We start from the raw sequence: 18,050 nt of genomic DNA on the forward strand, positions 1-18,050 counted from the left end.
TTTGTCAGTTCAATTTACTGACACATAACTGACAGGTTTTAATCAATTCATATCATTGGTTATCTTTAAAGATTGTACTCTTGATATGAGTTATGTTTTAAAGATATTAACCTATTGAAATATAATATTTTTATTTTTTCTCATTAAAAAAATAATAGAAGGTCTAAAAGGAACTGACAACACTGATACGGTCTATTAAAAAGGATTTTTCTAATCTCTAGAATTATTAATCTCTCTTTAGATGTTTTCATAACAGTCTATAAATCACAATTATCATATTTATCATGTATCTTATGAAATTGGCGCAAGGGCTATTTTAATTAAAGCATAGCTGATCAGTATCCTAAAAATCTTGATCCTTATTGATGCGAAACTTAATCTTGCCCTTATCTGCCGCCAGATGCATCTGACCACCCCACTGGATAGCCCTGCAGTACCAAGCGTGAAATCACCATCCGTAACAACGGTAAAATCTCACAGCTGTTGAATTCACTCAAAGAGTGATAAAGGCTTTGGACAAAACTCTATTTTCTATAAAATTTTTGAGATTTTAAAGGACTATTTCTTGTCTTTTTTTCCGATAAATTTAGCTATTTTCTCTTTCCAAGAGTGAGGCTGCTCTTCGCAGGAAACCTCTCGTTGATCATCAAGCTTTTCTGCCACCTGTTTAATCAAAGCGTAACTCACTTGCTTCACCTTTGCTACTTCTTTGGCTAAAGCTAATACACGTTCAAGGTGGGTTTTGTTGATGCTCTCGTCAAAGCCTAGGTGATCACCTGCTGCAAAACTTTTCTGATAAGATTGTAAGGTTTCAACATCACCCAATAAAGCAAGAGCGCCAAGATGAAGTAAAGCATAATCCGTATCGTTTGCTTTAGACGTGGCGCCTTTTTCCCAAGGAGCAGTGCCATAATCAGAGCGAAGTCTTTTAGAAAGGTCAATGTCTGTTACCGACCATTCTAAAGCATCATCAAGCGCTTGTTTTAAGCGCTCCTCACTGACCTCTGGTTCAAAGATTTCTAACCCCTTTGCTTCAAAATTAAGCTGTATATCTGGGATATCTTCCGTGTGAGTAGGATCAATGTATTTGCAAGCAGAAGCCAAAATTCCCGTGCTAATCAAAAAGGCGCTATCAAATTGCGGACAATCTTTGGCAATTTCATCGTTGTAAAGAATATCTACTTCACGATCAGCCAATTGATAGCTTGCCATATAGTCATCTTCATTGATTTTCTCAGTTGACCAACCTAAGCTTTTTAAAAGTTCATGAGCACTTGCCATGGTCAATGGAGCATCTTTGTCATCCGTTTCCTCTACTTCCTCTGTCGGCTCACCTGCAACAGTTTTGGAAGCATCAGATGCCGTTTTGCGGATCCAAGCTTAAAATCAATGCCTTTTTGGGAAAACCTGTTCAATAACGCTGTGCAAGAGTAAGAGCGTTCTCAATATCATATTTTGTGATGTTTTCCACAAAACCTAGACGGCTTTTTCTTTGAAAACTCTCCTTATAAAACTTAAGTTTTTTGACATTGCCAGTCAAAATAAGTGCAATAAGGTGAAATTCTGCAAGGCAAAATTCACTGTTTGTTAGCAACGCCGCATAATCATAGATGATTTGGTTGGTGTTTTGGTTATCAGCCCACTCAAGTATATCTGTACAAATCTCCTTTAGCTTGCCTTCATCCAATTCAGTACTAGAAACTGTATAAAATTCTTCTGCCTCTTTGAGAGCTATATATTGGGGCAATCTAGGAAACATCTCTCTATGAGTAGTAGAAAAACTAAGTGTTGAAAGTGAAGCCTTGAATATAAGGATCGGTGTTTTTCCTTTTCTATCAAGACTGTACATTATATTAATGATACGGTCTTTGCTTATAAAATAGGCATTACGATTATAATTTTTGTCGCGATAGACTGTCCAGTTCATCATTTTTAATGTTTCAGAAACTGTATTAAGAAGAGCCAAAGATTGTACACCAATACGTGCATCTGCCGCCTCTCGCTCCTTTAAAACGGTCAGATGTCCTTCAGCAAATTGAACAGCGTGATTAACATATTTTTCCACATCATCGTCATCTAAATATTCAGAAATCGTACCTGCTTTTACGGCATTTTGATAGGATTTCAAGACATCAATTTGACCTGTTAATGCTAAACAAGCCAAATGCCATGAGATATCAGGACATGAGCTATATTTTTGAACAAGCGCTTTGCTTTCTATCGTTGCTTCTAAATCCTGAGCACGCGCCCATTGTATCACCCGCTCAGAAATTTTGATAAGCTCCTGCTCATTTAATGTCTCTACACGAATATCAATCCCTTTATCAACACCACTAAAAACCCCTCCCTCAATCGTATTAAAAGACTGATAAATATTTGTAGCTGATATCTGCCTACATTTTCTACTATCGTGAATATAATAGCAAGCTACAGAAATATCTTCGTTGGAGATCCCTGCTTCAAGATGAACATTGTAATCATCATTTGGAAGACGTATAAAACCAAAATCAAATTGAATAAAACGATCCGGCAAAACTAACCACATTTTCCCAGGCTCTGTGGCAAACCATCCTTGGGTTTTAAGAATGCGCGTTGCTACTGTGAGACTCATCAAACACTGTTTCGGTTTTTTGCGTGCTAAAATGTCATCCAATTCGTTATTTTTATACGCCTCAGCAAAAAAGATAACGCGCTTAACCTGCGTTATCTTTTCATAATCAGAAAACTCTGGTGTATATAATTGAGGTGTAGGTTTGTAATTCCTTAAAGCTTCAGTATCGCCGAGTAGAGCCTTTGCAACGAGAGAATGATTAGCAGCTTTTTCACGTAATTTTTTCTCAATATCTTGTGCTTGCGCCCAAGCTAACACTTTGTCTAAAGCTACCTTAACGTGGTTTTCAAAAAACTCCAGTGCTGTAACTCCAAAATTCTCTTCTGAAGAAATCAGCATATCCTCATATTGGTATCGCGATTTCTTACCGTTAGCGTATTCCCAGCCAAGACAATAAGCAGCAGTAGTAAGACTGACAGAAACCCACAATCTTCCGCTATCCCGTCCATAATCTATGACACCATAGTGAATACGCACTATGCGATCGGGGAGGTGATAATAAGCAAACATATCACCCATTTCATCGCGATGAGGCTCCCAGCCAAGTCTTTTTAAAATCTCTGTTGCATCTTTGGTTTGCATCGTCATTACCCTGCGTGCTCTTTAATTCTTTTACAGAGAAATTCATAAAAATTACTTGCGTAATACTGGGGATCGCTAGGTGTAAACTTAAGATAGAGCGGACACTCTCCATCCTGAAACTGAGAGTAATCAAAGTAAAAGGTTTCACCAAAATCAGTACTACTCACGACAAGCTGTTCTGATGTTGCAAAACCACGTTTTCTATAATAATTTAAGTTTTGACAAACAATATCATTAAAAGGAAAATCTACACAATCTTCATAAAGACTATAGATTTCATCACCACCAATATCTCCCCCTTTATAATTTTTTAAAAAACTTTTATAAGAAGATGTGAATTGCAAACCGAGAGCTTTCTCCGCCTTTTCAATCCATATATCATCGACAGCATTTTTTGCAGTACCAAAATTGATAATCTCATCATCATATTTATTCACTTTATCAATTAATACTGCAACATCATCTAAAGTATAGGTTTTCATAGATGATCCTCAAAACGTGCGTAACGCTCCATATTTCCCTATCAATTTCACCTCTTCCATAGTTTTTTCCAAAAACTCTTGTAAAAAGGGATAGGTTGCGGAGTGGGAGTGTTCTCAATCTTTTCAATTGGTTGGTCTCCATCAGGTATCTCAACTCCCACGCTTTCTTTAATTCTTTTGCAAAGGAATTCATAAAAATTACTTGCGTAATATTCGCAATCTTCAGATGGAAGCATGACATAGAGTGGGCATTCACCATCCCGAAACTGCGTATAATCAAAGTAAAAAGTCTCACCAAAATCTGTTCTACTTACAATAAGCTGTTCTGGTGTCACAAAACCACGTTCTCTATTGAGTAAGTTTCGGTAAACAATATCGCCAGCAGGAATACCTTCCCCACAATCTCCATAAATGCTAAATATTTCATCACCACCAATTTCCCCTCCTACATATTTTTTTAAAAAGCTCTTATAAGAAGATGTGAATTGCAAACCCAAAGCTTTCTCCGCCTTTTCAATCTGTAAATCATCTGTTTCATCCTCTCCATCATCTTCAGTACCCAAATTGATAATCTCTTCATCATATTTATTTACTTTATCAATTAAGACTGCAACATCATCTAAGGTATAGTTTTTCATAGATGATCCTCAAAACTTGCGTAACGCTCCATATTTCCTCTATCAATTGCCCCTCCTCCATAGTTTTTTCCAAAAACTCTTGTAAAAAGGGATAGGTTGCGGAGTGGGAGTGTGCTCAATCTTTTCAATCGGTTGTTCACCTTCAGGTATCTCTTCTCCCACGTGTACTTTAATTCTTTTGCAAAGGAATTCATAAAAATTACTGGCGTAATATTCGCAATTATCCAATGGAAACATAACATAGATTGGACATTCTCCATCTCGAAACTGCGTATAATCAAAGTAAAAGGTTTCACCAAAATCAGTACTACTCACGACAAGCTGTTCTGATGTTGCAAAACCACGTTTTCTATAATAATTTAAGTTTTGACAAACAATATCATTAAAAGGAAAATCTACACAATCTTCATAAAGACTATAGATTTCATCACCACCAATATCTCCCCCTTTATAATTTTTTAAAAAACTTTTATAAGAAGATGTGAATTGCAAACCGAGAGCTTTCTCCGCCTTTTCAATCCATATATCATCGACAGCATTTTCTGCAGTCCCAAAACTGACAATATCACTATCATATTTATCAACTTTATCAACTAATTCTATAACATCATCTAAGGTATAGGTTTTCATAGATGATCCCCCTTAAAAATATTAACGATGCCTGCATTCTTGAAAAGAAAAAATAGTGGTTTAACATTGCAATTCGGAAGTAAAACCACCATACAAAGAAATTTACTTCAAGTTATCTGTAATCCTTTTACAGAGAAATTCATAAAAATTACTTGCGTAATACTGGGGATCGCTAGGTGGAAACTTAAGATAGAGCGGACATTCACCATCCTGAAACTGAGAGTAATCAAAATAAAATGTCTCACCAAAATCAGTTCTACTCACAACAAGCTGCTGTGGTTTTGCTAAACCATTTTCTACATCCGTTATATGATAATAGACAATATCATCACTACGAGCAATTTCAAAATTTGTATTATAAACACTTAATATTTCCTCACCACAGATTTCCGCTCTTCCATAGTTTTTTAAAAAACTTTTGTAGGAGGTTGTGAATTGCAATTTAAGAATCCCCTCTGCCTTTTCAATTAGTACATCATCAACGGCTTCATCTGTAGAGCCAAAATCAACACTATCACTATATTTATCAACTAATTGTGCAACATCATCTAAAGTATAAGTTTTCATAAATCTTCCCCTGCATGGTCCTTAATTCTTTTACAGAGAAATTCATAAAAATTACTTGCATAATAATGTGACGCTCCAGATGGAATTCTAACATAAAGTGGGCATTCACCATCCTGAACCTGAGTATAATCAAAGTAAAATGTTTCACCAAAATCAGTTCTGCTAACGACAAGCTGTTCTAGTGTCACAAAACCATGTTTCCTATTATATAAGTTTTTATACACAATATCACCAGCAGGATGATCCTCAAAACCTGCGTTATAAATGCTAAAAATTTCCTCATAACCAATTTCTCCTCCTCCATAATTTTTTAAAAAACTTTTGTAGGAAGATGTGAATTGTAAACCAAGAGTTTTCTCAGCTTTTTCAATCAATATATCATCAGGAGCATCCTCTGCAGTACCAAAATTGATAATATCATCATCGTATTTATTCACTTTATCAACTAATTCTATGACATCAGCTAAGGTATAGGTTTTCATAGATGATCCTCAAAACTTGCGTTATAAACGCTCCATATTCCCTCTATCAACTTCACCTCTTCCATAGTTTTTTCCAAAAACTCTTGTAAAAAGGGATAGGTTGCGGAGCAGGAGTGTGCTCAATCTTTTCAATCGGTTGATCACCTTCAGGTATCTCAACTCCCGCATGTACTATAATTCTTTTGCAAAGGAATTCATAAAAATTACTTGCGTAATATTCGCAATCTTCAGATGTATACTTGAGATAGAGTGGGCATTCACCATCCCTAAACTGTGTATAATCAAAATAAAAGGTTTCACCAAAATCAGCATCACAAACGACAAGTTGTTCTGGTGTCGTAAAACCACGTTTTCTATCATTTAAGTTTTGGAAAACAACGTCATTAACAGAAACACCTATAGGATGCTCATAAAGACTATAGATTTCTTCACCACTAATGTCCCCGCCTTTATAATGTTTAAAAAAACTCTTGTAAGAGGATGTGAATTGTAAACCAAGAGCTTTCTCAGCCCTTTCAATTACAAGATCATCAACTGCATCATCTTCAGTACGAAAATGGATAATATCATCATCATATTTATTCACTTTATCAACTAATTCTATGACATCAGCTAAGGTATAGGTTTTCATAGATGATCCTCAAAACTTGCGTGATAAACGCTCCATATTTCCCTATCAATTTCACCTCTTCCATAGTTTTTTCCAAAAACTCTTGTAAAAAGGGATAGGTTTCGGAGTGGGAGTGTTCTCAATCTTTTCAATCGGTTGGTCACCATCAGGTATCTCATCTCCTGCGTGTACTATAATTCTTTTGCATAGGAATTCATAAAAATTACTGGCATAATATTCGCAATCCTCAGATGGAAGCATGACATAAAGTGGGCATTCTCCATCCCTAAACTGCGTATAATCAAAATAAAAGGTTTCACCAAAAGCAGCATCACAAACGATAAGCTGTTCTGGTGTTGCGAAACCACGTTTTCTATCATTTAAGTTTTGAAAAACAATATCATCAAAAGGAATATCTTCTCCACACTCCTTATAAAGCCTATAGATTTCATAACCACCAATGTCCCCGCCTTTATAATGTTTTAAAAAAACTTTATAGGAAGATGTGAATTGCAAACCAAGAATTTCCTCAGCTTTTTCAATCACGAGATCATCAACCTCCTTATCTTTGCTAGCAAAATTAACAATATCACCTTCATATTTATCAACTAATACTGTAACATCATCTAAGGTATAGGTTTTCATCAATTATCCTCCATAAATTATTTTATAAGTTTCTTTTTTCTTTTTTCATCAATCGTAGAGTATTACTGCCGGTGCTCCTGTCCCCATCTGTCAAAATTTAGACCTATGATACCCCATTTCATATCAATTATTCCTCCTAAACTACTGTTTTTTTGTTCTCCATGCCCATTGCCGTATTCTTTCCAATATTCCTCTCTCTGCTTCTCAAACTTTTTTCTATCTATGAGCGATTGATGTGTTTTTGGATTAGCATGAATAACAGAAGTATATTTTTTATGAAATTCATGGCTAATTTCCGCTAGGGGTCCATCAGGGGTTTGATTTAGGTGATGCAACTCAACAGGCTTACCATCAAACCCTATAGGTGCTCTTCCTGTTTTTGTCCTTTCAACATTGGTGCCCCATACCGTTTCCCCTTTTTCAGTCCATTTAACCCTTGCATGAGGATCAAACAAATCGTCTCTCCGATAAACTGTGTAGGTCTGTCCAAATTTGCTATCGGTAAATTTAGTGGGTTTCTTTTTTAACCAAAGCTTTTTTTCTTTAGCAGCAAGTTTAGTTAGTTCTTTCTTCGCCGCAAATTTGTCAGGATCTCCTTGAGCTGCAAGTTCTGCAAGATTTTTCTTGGAAGCGAATTGGACAAAATCTTTCCTAGCATTGAACTTGATCACAGCCTTTTCGCCAAGCTTTATGGCTCCCTTGGCTGCTCCAGCGCCTCCAACAAAGTTTTCTAACACTCCGGCTGATAATCTTCCAGTTTCAAAACCAGCATTAAAAGCTCCGTTAACTTCCGCTTTTTCAAGATTCTCTTTTACGTAATCTATATCCCCTATAAAGGAATCCTCAACACCTCCCCAGAATTGACCAGCACCTTCCCAGACATCATCAATCACATGTCCACTCACGACCCAAGACGCTCCTGTTCCAATGTCTTTAACACTCTTTTCAACGCCCCCCCGTGGATTGCTAGCAAATATTATCATTTGTAACATCATGTTCTTCACAGCGCCATCAGCTAACTCGTATAGCTTGATTGGTATATCGGCAATGAGACCAGTCATAATTCCTGTCGAAAAAGTTCTATCTTGTTGTTCATCAATCTCGAACCATTTTTCGTTAACATCTCTTCGACACTGATCATCAGGGCACTCTTCTAACTCTTTCTTCATCTGAGCGCGTTGTGCACTCCCCAAAAAGTTATTTGCAGCGGCATTACCAGCGGCATCAGCACCAGCATCAACATCGCCACCGGCAAGGGCAGCGGCAACGCCCCCCGCAGCCCGTGCGACATCAATGGTGTGATCCCTAAAGTCAGCAAACTGCGCATCAATCTTTGCGTTTATACGCGCTTCCTCTTCCGCAGTTGGGGTGCGACCGTTTAGATCTCCCATTTCCTCTTTCACAATGCCTTGCACCCACAATTGAAACTGGAGCATAGCAGTGGCTTCGCCCACAGCACCCCCCACAGCACCGGCAGAGCAAGCACCGCTCGCAACCGCGCCTTTTAAGCAGCCAAGACCGGCATGGGCAACGATTTGCGTGACCGTGTCTATTTTGCCTTCTGCCTTGGCAGTACCGATTTCTTCCGCCAACGATTTGCCAACCGTATCAGACAGGGCGATGCGCAGATTGTTAAAAAAGTTCTTGTCAAGAGAACCACCCTCAAGAGCCGTTTGCACGCCTGTGCCAATGGCGGCTTTGATCAGGTTCTTTTCCGCTTCACTGGCGATACGATCGACAAAAGGAGCGGTTTTTGGCAAAGATTGTCCAACACCTGCCATTTCCGTTAGTTGGCTGGTTAAGCCCGCCGTTAACATCGACGAGACAATGCTGAGAACATTCTTTGAAGAGCCAAGCTCATGCAAGGCGCCGGCAATATTGCCGCGATTATTGACAAGAGCCACAGCGCTTTTGTTAATCAGTGCTTGGACACCTGCCTGTATCGCTGCATTCATGGCGGTGCTCGAGCCAAGCCCCAAAGCACCGGTAATGGCACTGGCAGCGCCCGAGGCTGCTCCACCCGTAACCGCCGTGACAGCCAATGCCACGAGAGCCGCGCCAGCTTCTGTCAGCCCTTGGGCTTTATAATCCCAGTCTTTAAATTCAGCTTTCACTGCTTGCCAATCAACTTGCTTGGATAATTCTGGATCATCACGCAGTTGCTTAATCCATGCCATGCCTGGGGAGCGAGACAATTGCTCAAGAGATTTGTCTAAATCACCGGTTGCCTCATATTCAACAACAAAGCCATCGCCCGCATCAAGCTTTATGCCACCCTTAGCATCTATGGTGACATGCTCGATGGTCTCCTTAAGGTAACCTTTGTCCCTCTCACTCCACCACACAAGATTTTCATTACGCTGATAAACATCCTTAAAATCTTGATCCTTGTTGGTCAGAAACTTGATTTTTCCCTTATCTGATGCCAAATGCGTCTGACCACCACTTTTTGCCCCTATGGCATCAAGCGTGAGATCCCCATTTTGCGTATGCATGGAGAGGTTGCCCTCTGTTTCTATCGTGGTTTTGTTTGTAGTAACTTCTGTTGACTGTTGACGAAACTTATTCTTTTGCTTCGATTTGTCGCCTTCTTTGCCCCTCAGATCCAAATCAAAACTGTTAAAATCTTGCTCTGAAACCACGTTGAGAGCGCCACCACTGGTGAAATCCCCATTGCCCTTGGCTTTAAACTTTCCCCCAAGGTTAAGATCACCACCTGTGACAATGGTCAAATCTCCATCACTGTTGACTTCTGCCAAACGGTGCTCACTGCTTTGGGCGTTATAATGCCCTTTTTCCAATGTCTCCTTATGGTCACTCTCTAACACTAATGAACCAAACGTAGCAGAGCCATCAACAATGACCGTCATCGGTCCACCACTGCTCCATTGGCCACCAGTCATGCTTAAATCGCCAAGGGAGTGAATGTTTAAATCCTGTATAGAAATGATTTGAGCCTGCTGTCCGATCCGATCAACAAAACCATATTCATTCGTGTCACGGATTTTTGCAGTACCATCAATGATTGTCTTCGCATTGAGGGTGATGATATTCCCCAAGATAACCCCTGACGAATTGGCTAAAAGATCGCCACTGCTGAGATCGACAGCACCGCTGCCAAGCAAAAAACCACCATCATTAAACAAAGTTTGCGTAGTCGAAACATGCAATGCACCATTACTTGATATGGTGCCGCTATTGGCAAAACGGTCCGTCTCTATAGTAACGCCATTGCCTTTCAAACGTGCACTGGCAAGGTTTCCTTGCTGCGTTTTTGCCCCATAAACATCTTGTGCTAAAGAAGTGTTTGGTGCCAAATAAACGTGGGGTACCAAGACCTCTTGTCCATCGACAAGGTGGGTCTCAAGCCAGATCATATCCTTTTTGATCCCAGAAATCTGCTGAGGTGTTAATGGCTTGCCTAGCTCTAACTCCAAGGGATCTTGCTGCTCCACAGCATTGTCATAAAGCCTTTGCATTTGAGCATTGGGATCTTCAACATCAAGAAGAGTGCGATTGCCTGTCAGCTCAAAGATTTGCTCACCCACCAGACGATATTCAAAATAAGCATCCCCCAACTTTTTAAACACGTGCTCAGGCTTATAATTACCAATCTTTTTTAAGTAATAGTCCGATCCTAAAAATTTACTTGGGTTGATAAAATCTGGACGCGTCTCAACTAAAAACGGCACATCCGGTGATTGGGTCTGAGCCAATTCTGTCTTAACAGAGTTAAGCCCGTCTTGCGTTGGCACCTGTATGGATTCTGGTGCGGGTGTTTGGATACTTGGTGCAAAAAGCCCTTTGTGCCCTTTCAAACCATTGATAATCCCATCTAATCGATCATCACTAATCAGTGGTTTGGAACCGTCAAAATCGGTGTTTTTAACACCAGCCAAACCTTTCTCGCCAGAGCTTAAGCCAACTTGCTCAACCCCTTCACGCACCGCATGATTGTCAATAGTGCCTGTCAACTTGGCATCAAGCGTGCCACCAGCTTCAATCGTGCCATAAACAGCATCATAAGTGCGGACGGTTGTTTTGGTATCAGTAGTACTGCCATAATATGTTATGCCTGTAATACTACACCCTCCTAATACTGTGTGGCAATGTTTCTTCCTGCGATGCGTTTCAGTTACAATCTTGGTTGTTTCAATTAAATCACGCCCCTCATTGAGCAGCGTATCACCCTGCATCTCAATGTTGCCATTGGCAGCAATCAAGCTATAGCTATTGCGGATATCACCGGCATTAATTGTCAGATGATGTCCTACTAAAATCTGTGCAGCATTATTGGTAAAATGAGGTTGTTGACGGCTAATTGTAGTGTCAACATCTTCCTTTATCTGATGGTGTCTAACATTAGTGCCTTCCCAACTTCCCGCAACAAACCTGTGAGAAACCACTTTATCGCTAACTTCAACCCCACCTTCACGCATGTTGGTAAGCGCTGAGACATCGAAGGTCATATCGCCTGACACGGCTTCTAAAAGACCCGAGCTGTTGATCACATGACCAGCCCGCTCTCCACTTAAGCCACGGATGATGAGATTGTCTTCAGCAATGACATCGGCAAACTTATTGATAAAATCCCCATCTAAGGAGAAAATGGCAGATTTCTTGGCATAAATCAGCCCACTATTACTCAGATCAGCGCTCACATTGAGCGCAACCCCATCACCACTTGAACCAATACTGCCGGCATTGTCCAAAACATCTGCGGTTAAGACAAAAGCGCCACCACTTTTGAGAACACCGTCTTCACCATTTAAAACCAGAGCAACTTGCCCCAATGACGGATCATGACTTTTTGCCACAAGCGTAAAACTGTCACTGGCTAAAAGCTGACCGGAATTGGCTAAAGACCCAAGCTTCGCATCAACAACACCGCCCACCATAATACCGGAATTGCTTAAAACATCATGGCTGTTGAGAGTAAGTACCCCGCCTTGCGCTTCCACAAGCCCAGCTTGGGTGAGTGTGCCTGCCTTCAGCGTTACATCATAGGCGCCCACCTCACTTGTCTCGCCCATTGTCAATATGCCATCACTGGAAAGCTCAACCCGCTTTTTAGAAACAATGCGCCCTGTTTGATTTAGAGTGTTTTGCGCATGCAAAGCAATAGTATCATTGCTTTCTATTGTGCCACTATTGCTTAAATCACCGTGGCTGGTCAGTTGAAGGTCACCACGCTCAATCTCTATGTGCCCTGCTTGGATCACACTATCAGCAACAATATTGACTGCCCCTTGCGTAGAAATGAGACCATCAACATTCTCAAAACTGCCCACATCAATGCGCAAACCATCCCGCGCTAAAACATGCGCACCTTCATCATGTGTAGCGTTTTGTTGCTCTGAATTTGTCGCTTCAGCGCTTTTATTGACAAAAGACGTTGCAACAATCTTCATCTCACCGGCTAAAGCACTGAGAAGACCAGCCTCATTATTTATATGACCAGCACGTATCTCTTTCAGCCCACCAATACTGAGAGCCTCTTCTGCAATCATTCTGCCCTGTGTGTTGGTTAAATCACCATCACTGAATACGTCCATAGATTTTTTGGCGTAAATCAGCCCACTATTGCTGACATTCCCTGCCACATTGAGGGCAACATTCTCACCACTAGAGCCAAGCGCACCGGCATTGTCTAATTGCCCTGCGGTCACAACAAAAACACCACCACTTTGAAGGACACCTTCGGATGTATTCTTCAGAAAGGCTTGTTGCGGATCGGCGCCTTCTTGTGTGCTTACCATCAAATGCAAATCATCGGTTGCAATAAACGTCCCTTGATTGGTAAATGCACCAATATGAGCATCGACACTCTCACCGCGCATTGTGCCGTTATTTGCGACCCCATCACGCACTTGAAGGGTTAATGCTCCCTCTTGGGCTTCCACTGTCCCTGCTTGGGTTAAAGCATCAGCACTTAAAACCACATCATAACTTAAAATCGTGCTCTCTTGAGAAGTTGTGAGCATGCCACCCGCTGTCAAGGCAACCTGCTGCATACTGACAATATCACCCGTGTGATTGAGGGCACCATGGGCATCCAGCGTTATCTTCCCATTGGACAATACAGTACCTTCTTGGATCAGGGCACCGTGATGCGCATAAAGGTCAACTTTTTGCTCTGCCACTAAGCGCGCACGTGATGTAAGCTCTGCTGCTTCCACCAAAAGAGAGCCGCCGGCGCTATAATGTCCAGCGCCTACAGTGAGCCCATCATCGGCGCTCAAGACAATATTCCCCTTAGCACCAATATGGTTGTTTAAAGCGGTGATTTGATTGGTTTTAATGGTCAGATCGCCAAGGGAAGAAACCCCTGTTTGATCATTGTCTTGCATGCGGCTTAGATCAATTGTTGCTGCTTGGATCTCTAAAAGATCACCGGCGGCTATCCTCCCATTCCCCGCCTCAAGCTTTGCTGCCTGTAAGTGCAAAAAACCCGTCGCTGACTGTTGACCATCACTCCCAATACCGCTTGCTAGAAGAGCATGAGACTGGAGCTTGATCAGATCAGCGCCCACATCGACAGTACCGCTCGCTGCAACGCGCGCATTTTTTTCCAGTTCAACATGTTTCAAAGCCTTCAGTTCAACTGCTTCTTCTGAAAAAAGCAGATCTTTCACATGTACACTGTCGTGGTGAGAATGAGCCTTCACCGCTCCTTTGGCGCGTGCTTTGGCAATTACCAGCTTGCCATCACTTGTCAATCTCATGGCGCCTGCATTGGCAACCATGTCTCCGCGCATCTTAACGCCGGCGCCTTTATCATTGGCAATCACGCGGATCTGCCCCGCATACATTCCACCAAACTCACTGGAATCAATCGCCAATTCCGGCTCTTTGCCATCAGAACCAAGAGAAGTTGCTTCGCGTTTGTCATAATCAAAATGATTGCGCCCCGCGATAACAGCCAAATCTCCTTTGACCTGTATGGGACCCCCGATACTGATCTTGCGCGAAACAAGATCAAAAATATCTAATGCACTCCCATCAGCCCCACGAGAGCCTATGGTGATATCACCACCCTCAACACGCAACCCACTCAAAGCGCCATCGGCTCCAATAATCGGTTGTCCGGTCGATAAAGTCACCCGTGGTGTATTAATAAAGCCACAACCGTTACAGGTAATCCCATTGGGGTTGGCGATAATAACATCCGCCATATGCCCATGCACTTCGCTCACGCCTTCAAGACGCGAGCGATTGGCACTCACTACTTCATTGAGGATAACCTTTGCTGCACCGCTATAACGCAAATTGCCGTTGCCTGGCACCAATCCCCCAAGCTGTGAACGCGAAACCTCCTCAGTCGAATTGTTCAAAATCACGCCATGGGTATCAACATTGAAACTGTCATATTTGTTATGAGAAAGACCCTGTCCATTGGGGCGCACAATATCAATCAGCGGCACATCATTGCCGGCTTTCCCCACCGTGGGGCGGAAAACAGAGCCAACCCCATCAGCTGCTTTTATCCCTTGACTCTCTTGTGCAACGGGACTTCGCGCTCCAAGCGCTTGTGCTTGCAACAACAAAGGCTGAAAAGCTAAGCAAAAACTTAAAACAAGTGAAAGCCCCTTATGGATCCCTCGCTGCAAAACACAAAGAACGCGCTGCCATAGCTTGTATCCATATCCCAATCTATGCTTTTGATCTTTCAATCCCCGCATCTTCAGCTCCTCATAAAATTCTTTATCTCTTTTAAAAAACAACCCATATGGGTATAAACAGCGCAGCGATATTTTTACCGCCCATTTGCTCTAAAATCTCAATAATGCCCGCACTTGAAATAACCCTGTCGCATTTCCCTTTTCTCGCACTGTCGATTGGGTTAAAATATTTGAATAAGACACATCAATATCCGTAATATCTCCGGTTGCATGGAAACCAAGAGTTGCCCCAACGAGGCTCCCGCCAAAACTGTTTTTGTTTACATCATTGGCCACGGCCCCCAGATCAAGCGCCATATAAGGGGCAAATTGGCTCATAAATTTACGCCCCATTCTCGAAGAAAAACCTGGCAACAACAGCGACAATTCATTGCGCCAAAACGCCCCATTATTGCCGTAATAAATCGCCTCACGCACCCCGCGCACAGAGGAACTACCACCAAGCGATATTTGCTCTGAACTAAACAACGTGTCGGGTGATAATTGTCCTGAAAACAGCGTGTTATAGCGAAAGTTATATTGTTTGAGCGAAAAAGGACGCACGTAGCCTAGGGAAAAAGACAATTTGGAAAATTGCCCTTTGGGTGAATTTTTTGTTGTATTCTCTTGCTCCTTATCGTCATAAGCGCCAAGAATTGCCAACCCTTTATGAAACCCTATATGCGCGCTTAATTCTCCTCCAAGCCACTTGCGCGAATGATCAAGCTCAAAGGTTGCAATAGCTAGTTTACGGCTGGAAACATCAACCCGACTGCCCATAATAAAATTATCAGAATATTTCCATGTCAACCGTCCTGTAACCCAGGTCTTTCCCTCTTGATCACGGTCGATAACCCGTGAAATCCACGGTGTCAGCGATAAAGACTTACCCGCTGTCATAATATCGGAAAATATTCCCTTAACACTCGAATGATATTGGCTCCACGTCCCATCAAAACCCGTTGTCCAATAGCCATAGGGTAGAGAAAATGATCCCGTTAGAGTATCACTATTGGGACGCTTGTGAGAAAAATGATACGGACCACCATCCATAGAACGCTGATAGCTAAACGACCATTGATCATTAATCCCTAACAGATCATCAAAAGAAAGGCTCAAGCGCGTTTGATAAAGCCCTGTTGCTTTAGCGCCAAGATTATCGCTGGAAAGCGTAATAAGCCAAGGTTTCTGTTTTTCAATATGAACATCGAGTATCGAACCACCCGAATTGCCACCAGCACCAAGATTAATGGTGGCTTGGCGTGAGAAAAGCCGATTGATTTGATCAAGCCCTTGCTCTATCTGGCGCAGATTGGTCGGCTTCCCAATAAGGTTTGGAAAAGCCGTGGTGATTTCTCCTTGAAGTCTCCTCTCAACTTTATGCCCATCAAGGGTAATATCTTCCATCACACCTTCAACAACAACAATCTTGAGATGACCGCCGCTTAAATCTTGCTCAGGCAAATAAGCCCGCACCGCAATATAGCCGCGCTTCATATAAAGCTTGGTCACCGCTTTGAGCACTTTGTTGATTTCGGCAATCCCCAAACACCGCCCTTCCCAAAGAGAAATGGCTTCATGAAGGTCGGTATGAGAAATCAACTGAGCACCAACAAATTCAATGCTTTTGATCAGCAAACAGGTTGTACTAGGCGAAACACCATAGGCAGATGTGGTATCATCGTCTGGCAAAAATACCCCATGTGTTTCGTTTCTACGGTGTAATTGCTGAAAACGTTGTTGTTGCGTTTGTTGTCGTTGGATGCTCTCTGATTGATTAATCGCTTTCTCACGAATGTTTTGGGCAAAACTCGGCAACGAAAAAAGGCACAAAATAGCCGCAAAAACAAAAATGAAAAAAAATCTATGCATTCATTGTGCCCTCAAAATAAGCAACAAAATGAACCATATCGTCAGCGTCACAGAAAAAATCGCCAATCGCGTAACAATTTTTTAATTTTTTGATGAAAATAATACTTATAATTTCTGAGAAAAAAGCATAGACTGTACTGTATACACCTGCTTTATTAGTTGTGCAAACCATATCATTTCCCCCGCTTTTGAAGATTTTACAATGACACTGTTAAATGACAATCATACACTCTAATATGCTTCTTAATTTTAAGGTGTTGCATGTAATATAATCTTGAGCTTCAAGTAAAGACTCTTATTCATAGAATATACCAAATTTATTGGAACTGTTACATATTAGAAACAACAAGATACTATCCATTATTATCGCTTGATAAGAAAAATAGTATGACAATAGTTTATTACTAAAATAAAAAAAAGAAAATGCGTAATGCCATAACTTATGAAGAATTAGCATATTTTAAAACTGCTTATCCTAATGAAACTATCACGAAAGATGATTTATTCTATTATGTTTACGGTCTACTTCATTCGGAAGGTTATCGCTCTCGTTATGCTGATAACCTCTCTAAAGAATTGCCTCGTATTCCTTGTGTAAAAACTGCTGAAGATTTTTGGAAGTTTGTAACAGCAGGGCGTGAACTGGGTCATTTGCACGTGAATTATAAAGATGTAAAACCTTATCCAATGACCTTTAAAAAGGCTAATCCAAAATTTACAGAGATCTCTAATCCAGAAAAGTTTTATTATGTAACTGAAATGAAATTCGCTGGGAATAGTAAGGAAAAGGATAAATCGACGGTTATTTATAACAGCAATATCATCATCACAGATATCCCTCTTGAAGCTTATAAGTATATCGTCAATGGTAAACCCGCTCTTGAATGGGTTATGGGGCGTCAATGCGTTAAGACTGATAAAAAGAGTGGCATTGTGAATGATGCTAATCGCTATGCTGTTGAAACCGTTGGCAACCCTGCCTACCCTCTAGAGTTATTTCAGAGGGTTATTACCGTAAGTTTAGAAACCATGAAAATCGTTAAGAACTTACCAAATTTGGTATTAAGAGAAACTGAATAACTTAAAAGCATGCTCACATAATGGGTATGATAAACTCATAAGGGGTACAAGGTCTTATAGCTATAGGTTCCTATACCCCTTTATACTCTATACCCCCTTTATACATTGCTTACATACAATCTTTAAAAGGATAATTTATCATGCGTTATTCTAAAAAGAAGAAACTTGCACTTTTAGATACTCTTATTTG

At 41.0% G+C, this 18,050-nt stretch carries 9 protein-coding genes and 2 pseudogenes; 1 reads left to right on the plus strand and 10 read right to left on the minus strand.

Annotated elements, in window-relative coordinates; genetic code table 11:
- Positions 1-558 precede the first annotated feature (558 nt).
- From ACFIO3_RS02145 to ACFIO3_RS02190, 10 genes and pseudogenes are all read right to left on the minus strand, one after another.
- Positions 559-3,193: pseudogene (locus tag ACFIO3_RS02145) on the minus strand (DUF6990 domain-containing protein).
- Positions 3,194-3,198: 5 nt separating this feature from the next.
- Entirely contained in the window at positions 3,199-3,675 is a 477-nt protein-coding gene (locus ACFIO3_RS02150) for an SMI1/KNR4 family protein (RefSeq protein WP_375608706.1), read from the minus strand.
- Positions 3,676-3,722: 47 nt separating this feature from the next.
- A complete protein-coding gene (locus ACFIO3_RS02155; RefSeq protein WP_375608707.1) occupies positions 3,723-4,313 on the minus strand; it encodes an SMI1/KNR4 family protein in 591 nt (196 codons plus the stop codon).
- A 42-nt stretch (positions 4,314-4,355) separates the two neighbouring features.
- The gene (locus tag ACFIO3_RS02160; RefSeq protein ID WP_375608708.1) at positions 4,356-4,943 is read right to left on the minus strand and encodes an SMI1/KNR4 family protein; all 588 of its coding nucleotides are present in this window, start codon (positions 4,941-4,943) and stop codon (positions 4,356-4,358) included.
- 102 nt (positions 4,944-5,045) lie between these two features.
- Entirely contained in the window at positions 5,046-5,510 is a 465-nt protein-coding gene (locus ACFIO3_RS02165) for an SMI1/KNR4 family protein (protein WP_375607373.1), read from the minus strand.
- Positions 5,507-5,992, minus strand: a complete 486-nt coding sequence (locus ACFIO3_RS02170) for an SMI1/KNR4 family protein (RefSeq protein ID WP_375608709.1) — start codon at positions 5,990-5,992, stop codon at positions 5,507-5,509. The genes ACFIO3_RS02165 and ACFIO3_RS02170 overlap by 4 nt, the downstream gene beginning before the upstream one ends.
- Before the next feature lie 52 nt (positions 5,993-6,044).
- Complete coding sequence (locus ACFIO3_RS02175) at positions 6,045-6,623, minus strand: SMI1/KNR4 family protein (protein ID WP_375608710.1); 579 nt, start codon at positions 6,621-6,623, stop codon at positions 6,045-6,047.
- A 51-nt stretch (positions 6,624-6,674) separates the two neighbouring features.
- Positions 6,675-7,247 carry an SMI1/KNR4 family protein gene (locus tag ACFIO3_RS02180; protein WP_375608711.1) on the minus strand — a complete coding sequence of 191 codons (573 nt, stop codon included), beginning with the start codon at positions 7,245-7,247 and terminating at the stop codon, positions 6,675-6,677.
- 62 nt (positions 7,248-7,309) lie between these two features.
- Positions 7,310-14,929: a DUF637 domain-containing protein gene (locus tag ACFIO3_RS02185; protein WP_375608712.1), complete on the minus strand. Its 7,620-nt coding sequence runs from the start codon at positions 14,927-14,929 to the stop codon at positions 7,310-7,312.
- 90 nt (positions 14,930-15,019) lie between these two features.
- Positions 15,020-16,780: a ShlB/FhaC/HecB family hemolysin secretion/activation protein gene (locus tag ACFIO3_RS02190; RefSeq protein WP_375608713.1), complete on the minus strand. Its 1,761-nt coding sequence runs from the start codon at positions 16,778-16,780 to the stop codon at positions 15,020-15,022.
- A 426-nt stretch (positions 16,781-17,206) separates the two neighbouring features.
- Here ACFIO3_RS02190 and ACFIO3_RS02195 point away from each other — a divergent pair.
- Positions 17,207-17,860: pseudogene (locus ACFIO3_RS02195) on the plus strand (type ISP restriction/modification enzyme); the annotation flags it as partial.
- Positions 17,861-18,050: the final 190 nt, after the last annotated feature.

The organism is Bartonella sp. AD328YNZD (assembly GCF_042196425.1).

Bases quoted from the DNA above. Each gene is read 5' to 3' on its own strand.
- ACFIO3_RS02170 (WP_375608709.1), bottom strand. From the start codon at position 5,992: ATGAAAACCTATACCTTAGCTGATGTCATAGAATTAGTTGATAAAGTG.
- ACFIO3_RS02185 (WP_375608712.1), bottom strand. From the start codon at position 14,929: ATGCGGGGATTGAAAGATCAAAAGCATAGATTGGGATATGGATACAAG.
- ACFIO3_RS02150 (WP_375608706.1), bottom strand. From the start codon at position 3,675: ATGAAAACCTATACTTTAGATGATGTTGCAGTATTAATTGATAAAGTG.
- ACFIO3_RS02155 (WP_375608707.1), bottom strand. From the start codon at position 4,313: ATGAAAAACTATACCTTAGATGATGTTGCAGTCTTAATTGATAAAGTA.
- ACFIO3_RS02175 (WP_375608710.1), bottom strand. From the start codon at position 6,623: ATGAAAACCTATACCTTAGCTGATGTCATAGAATTAGTTGATAAAGTG.
- ACFIO3_RS02165 (WP_375607373.1), bottom strand. From the start codon at position 5,510: ATGAAAACTTATACTTTAGATGATGTTGCACAATTAGTTGATAAATAT.
- ACFIO3_RS02180 (WP_375608711.1), bottom strand. From the start codon at position 7,247: ATGAAAACCTATACCTTAGATGATGTTACAGTATTAGTTGATAAATAT.
- ACFIO3_RS02190 (WP_375608713.1), bottom strand. From the start codon at position 16,780: ATGCATAGATTTTTTTTCATTTTTGTTTTTGCGGCTATTTTGTGCCTT.
- ACFIO3_RS02160 (WP_375608708.1), bottom strand. From the start codon at position 4,943: ATGAAAACCTATACCTTAGATGATGTTATAGAATTAGTTGATAAAGTT.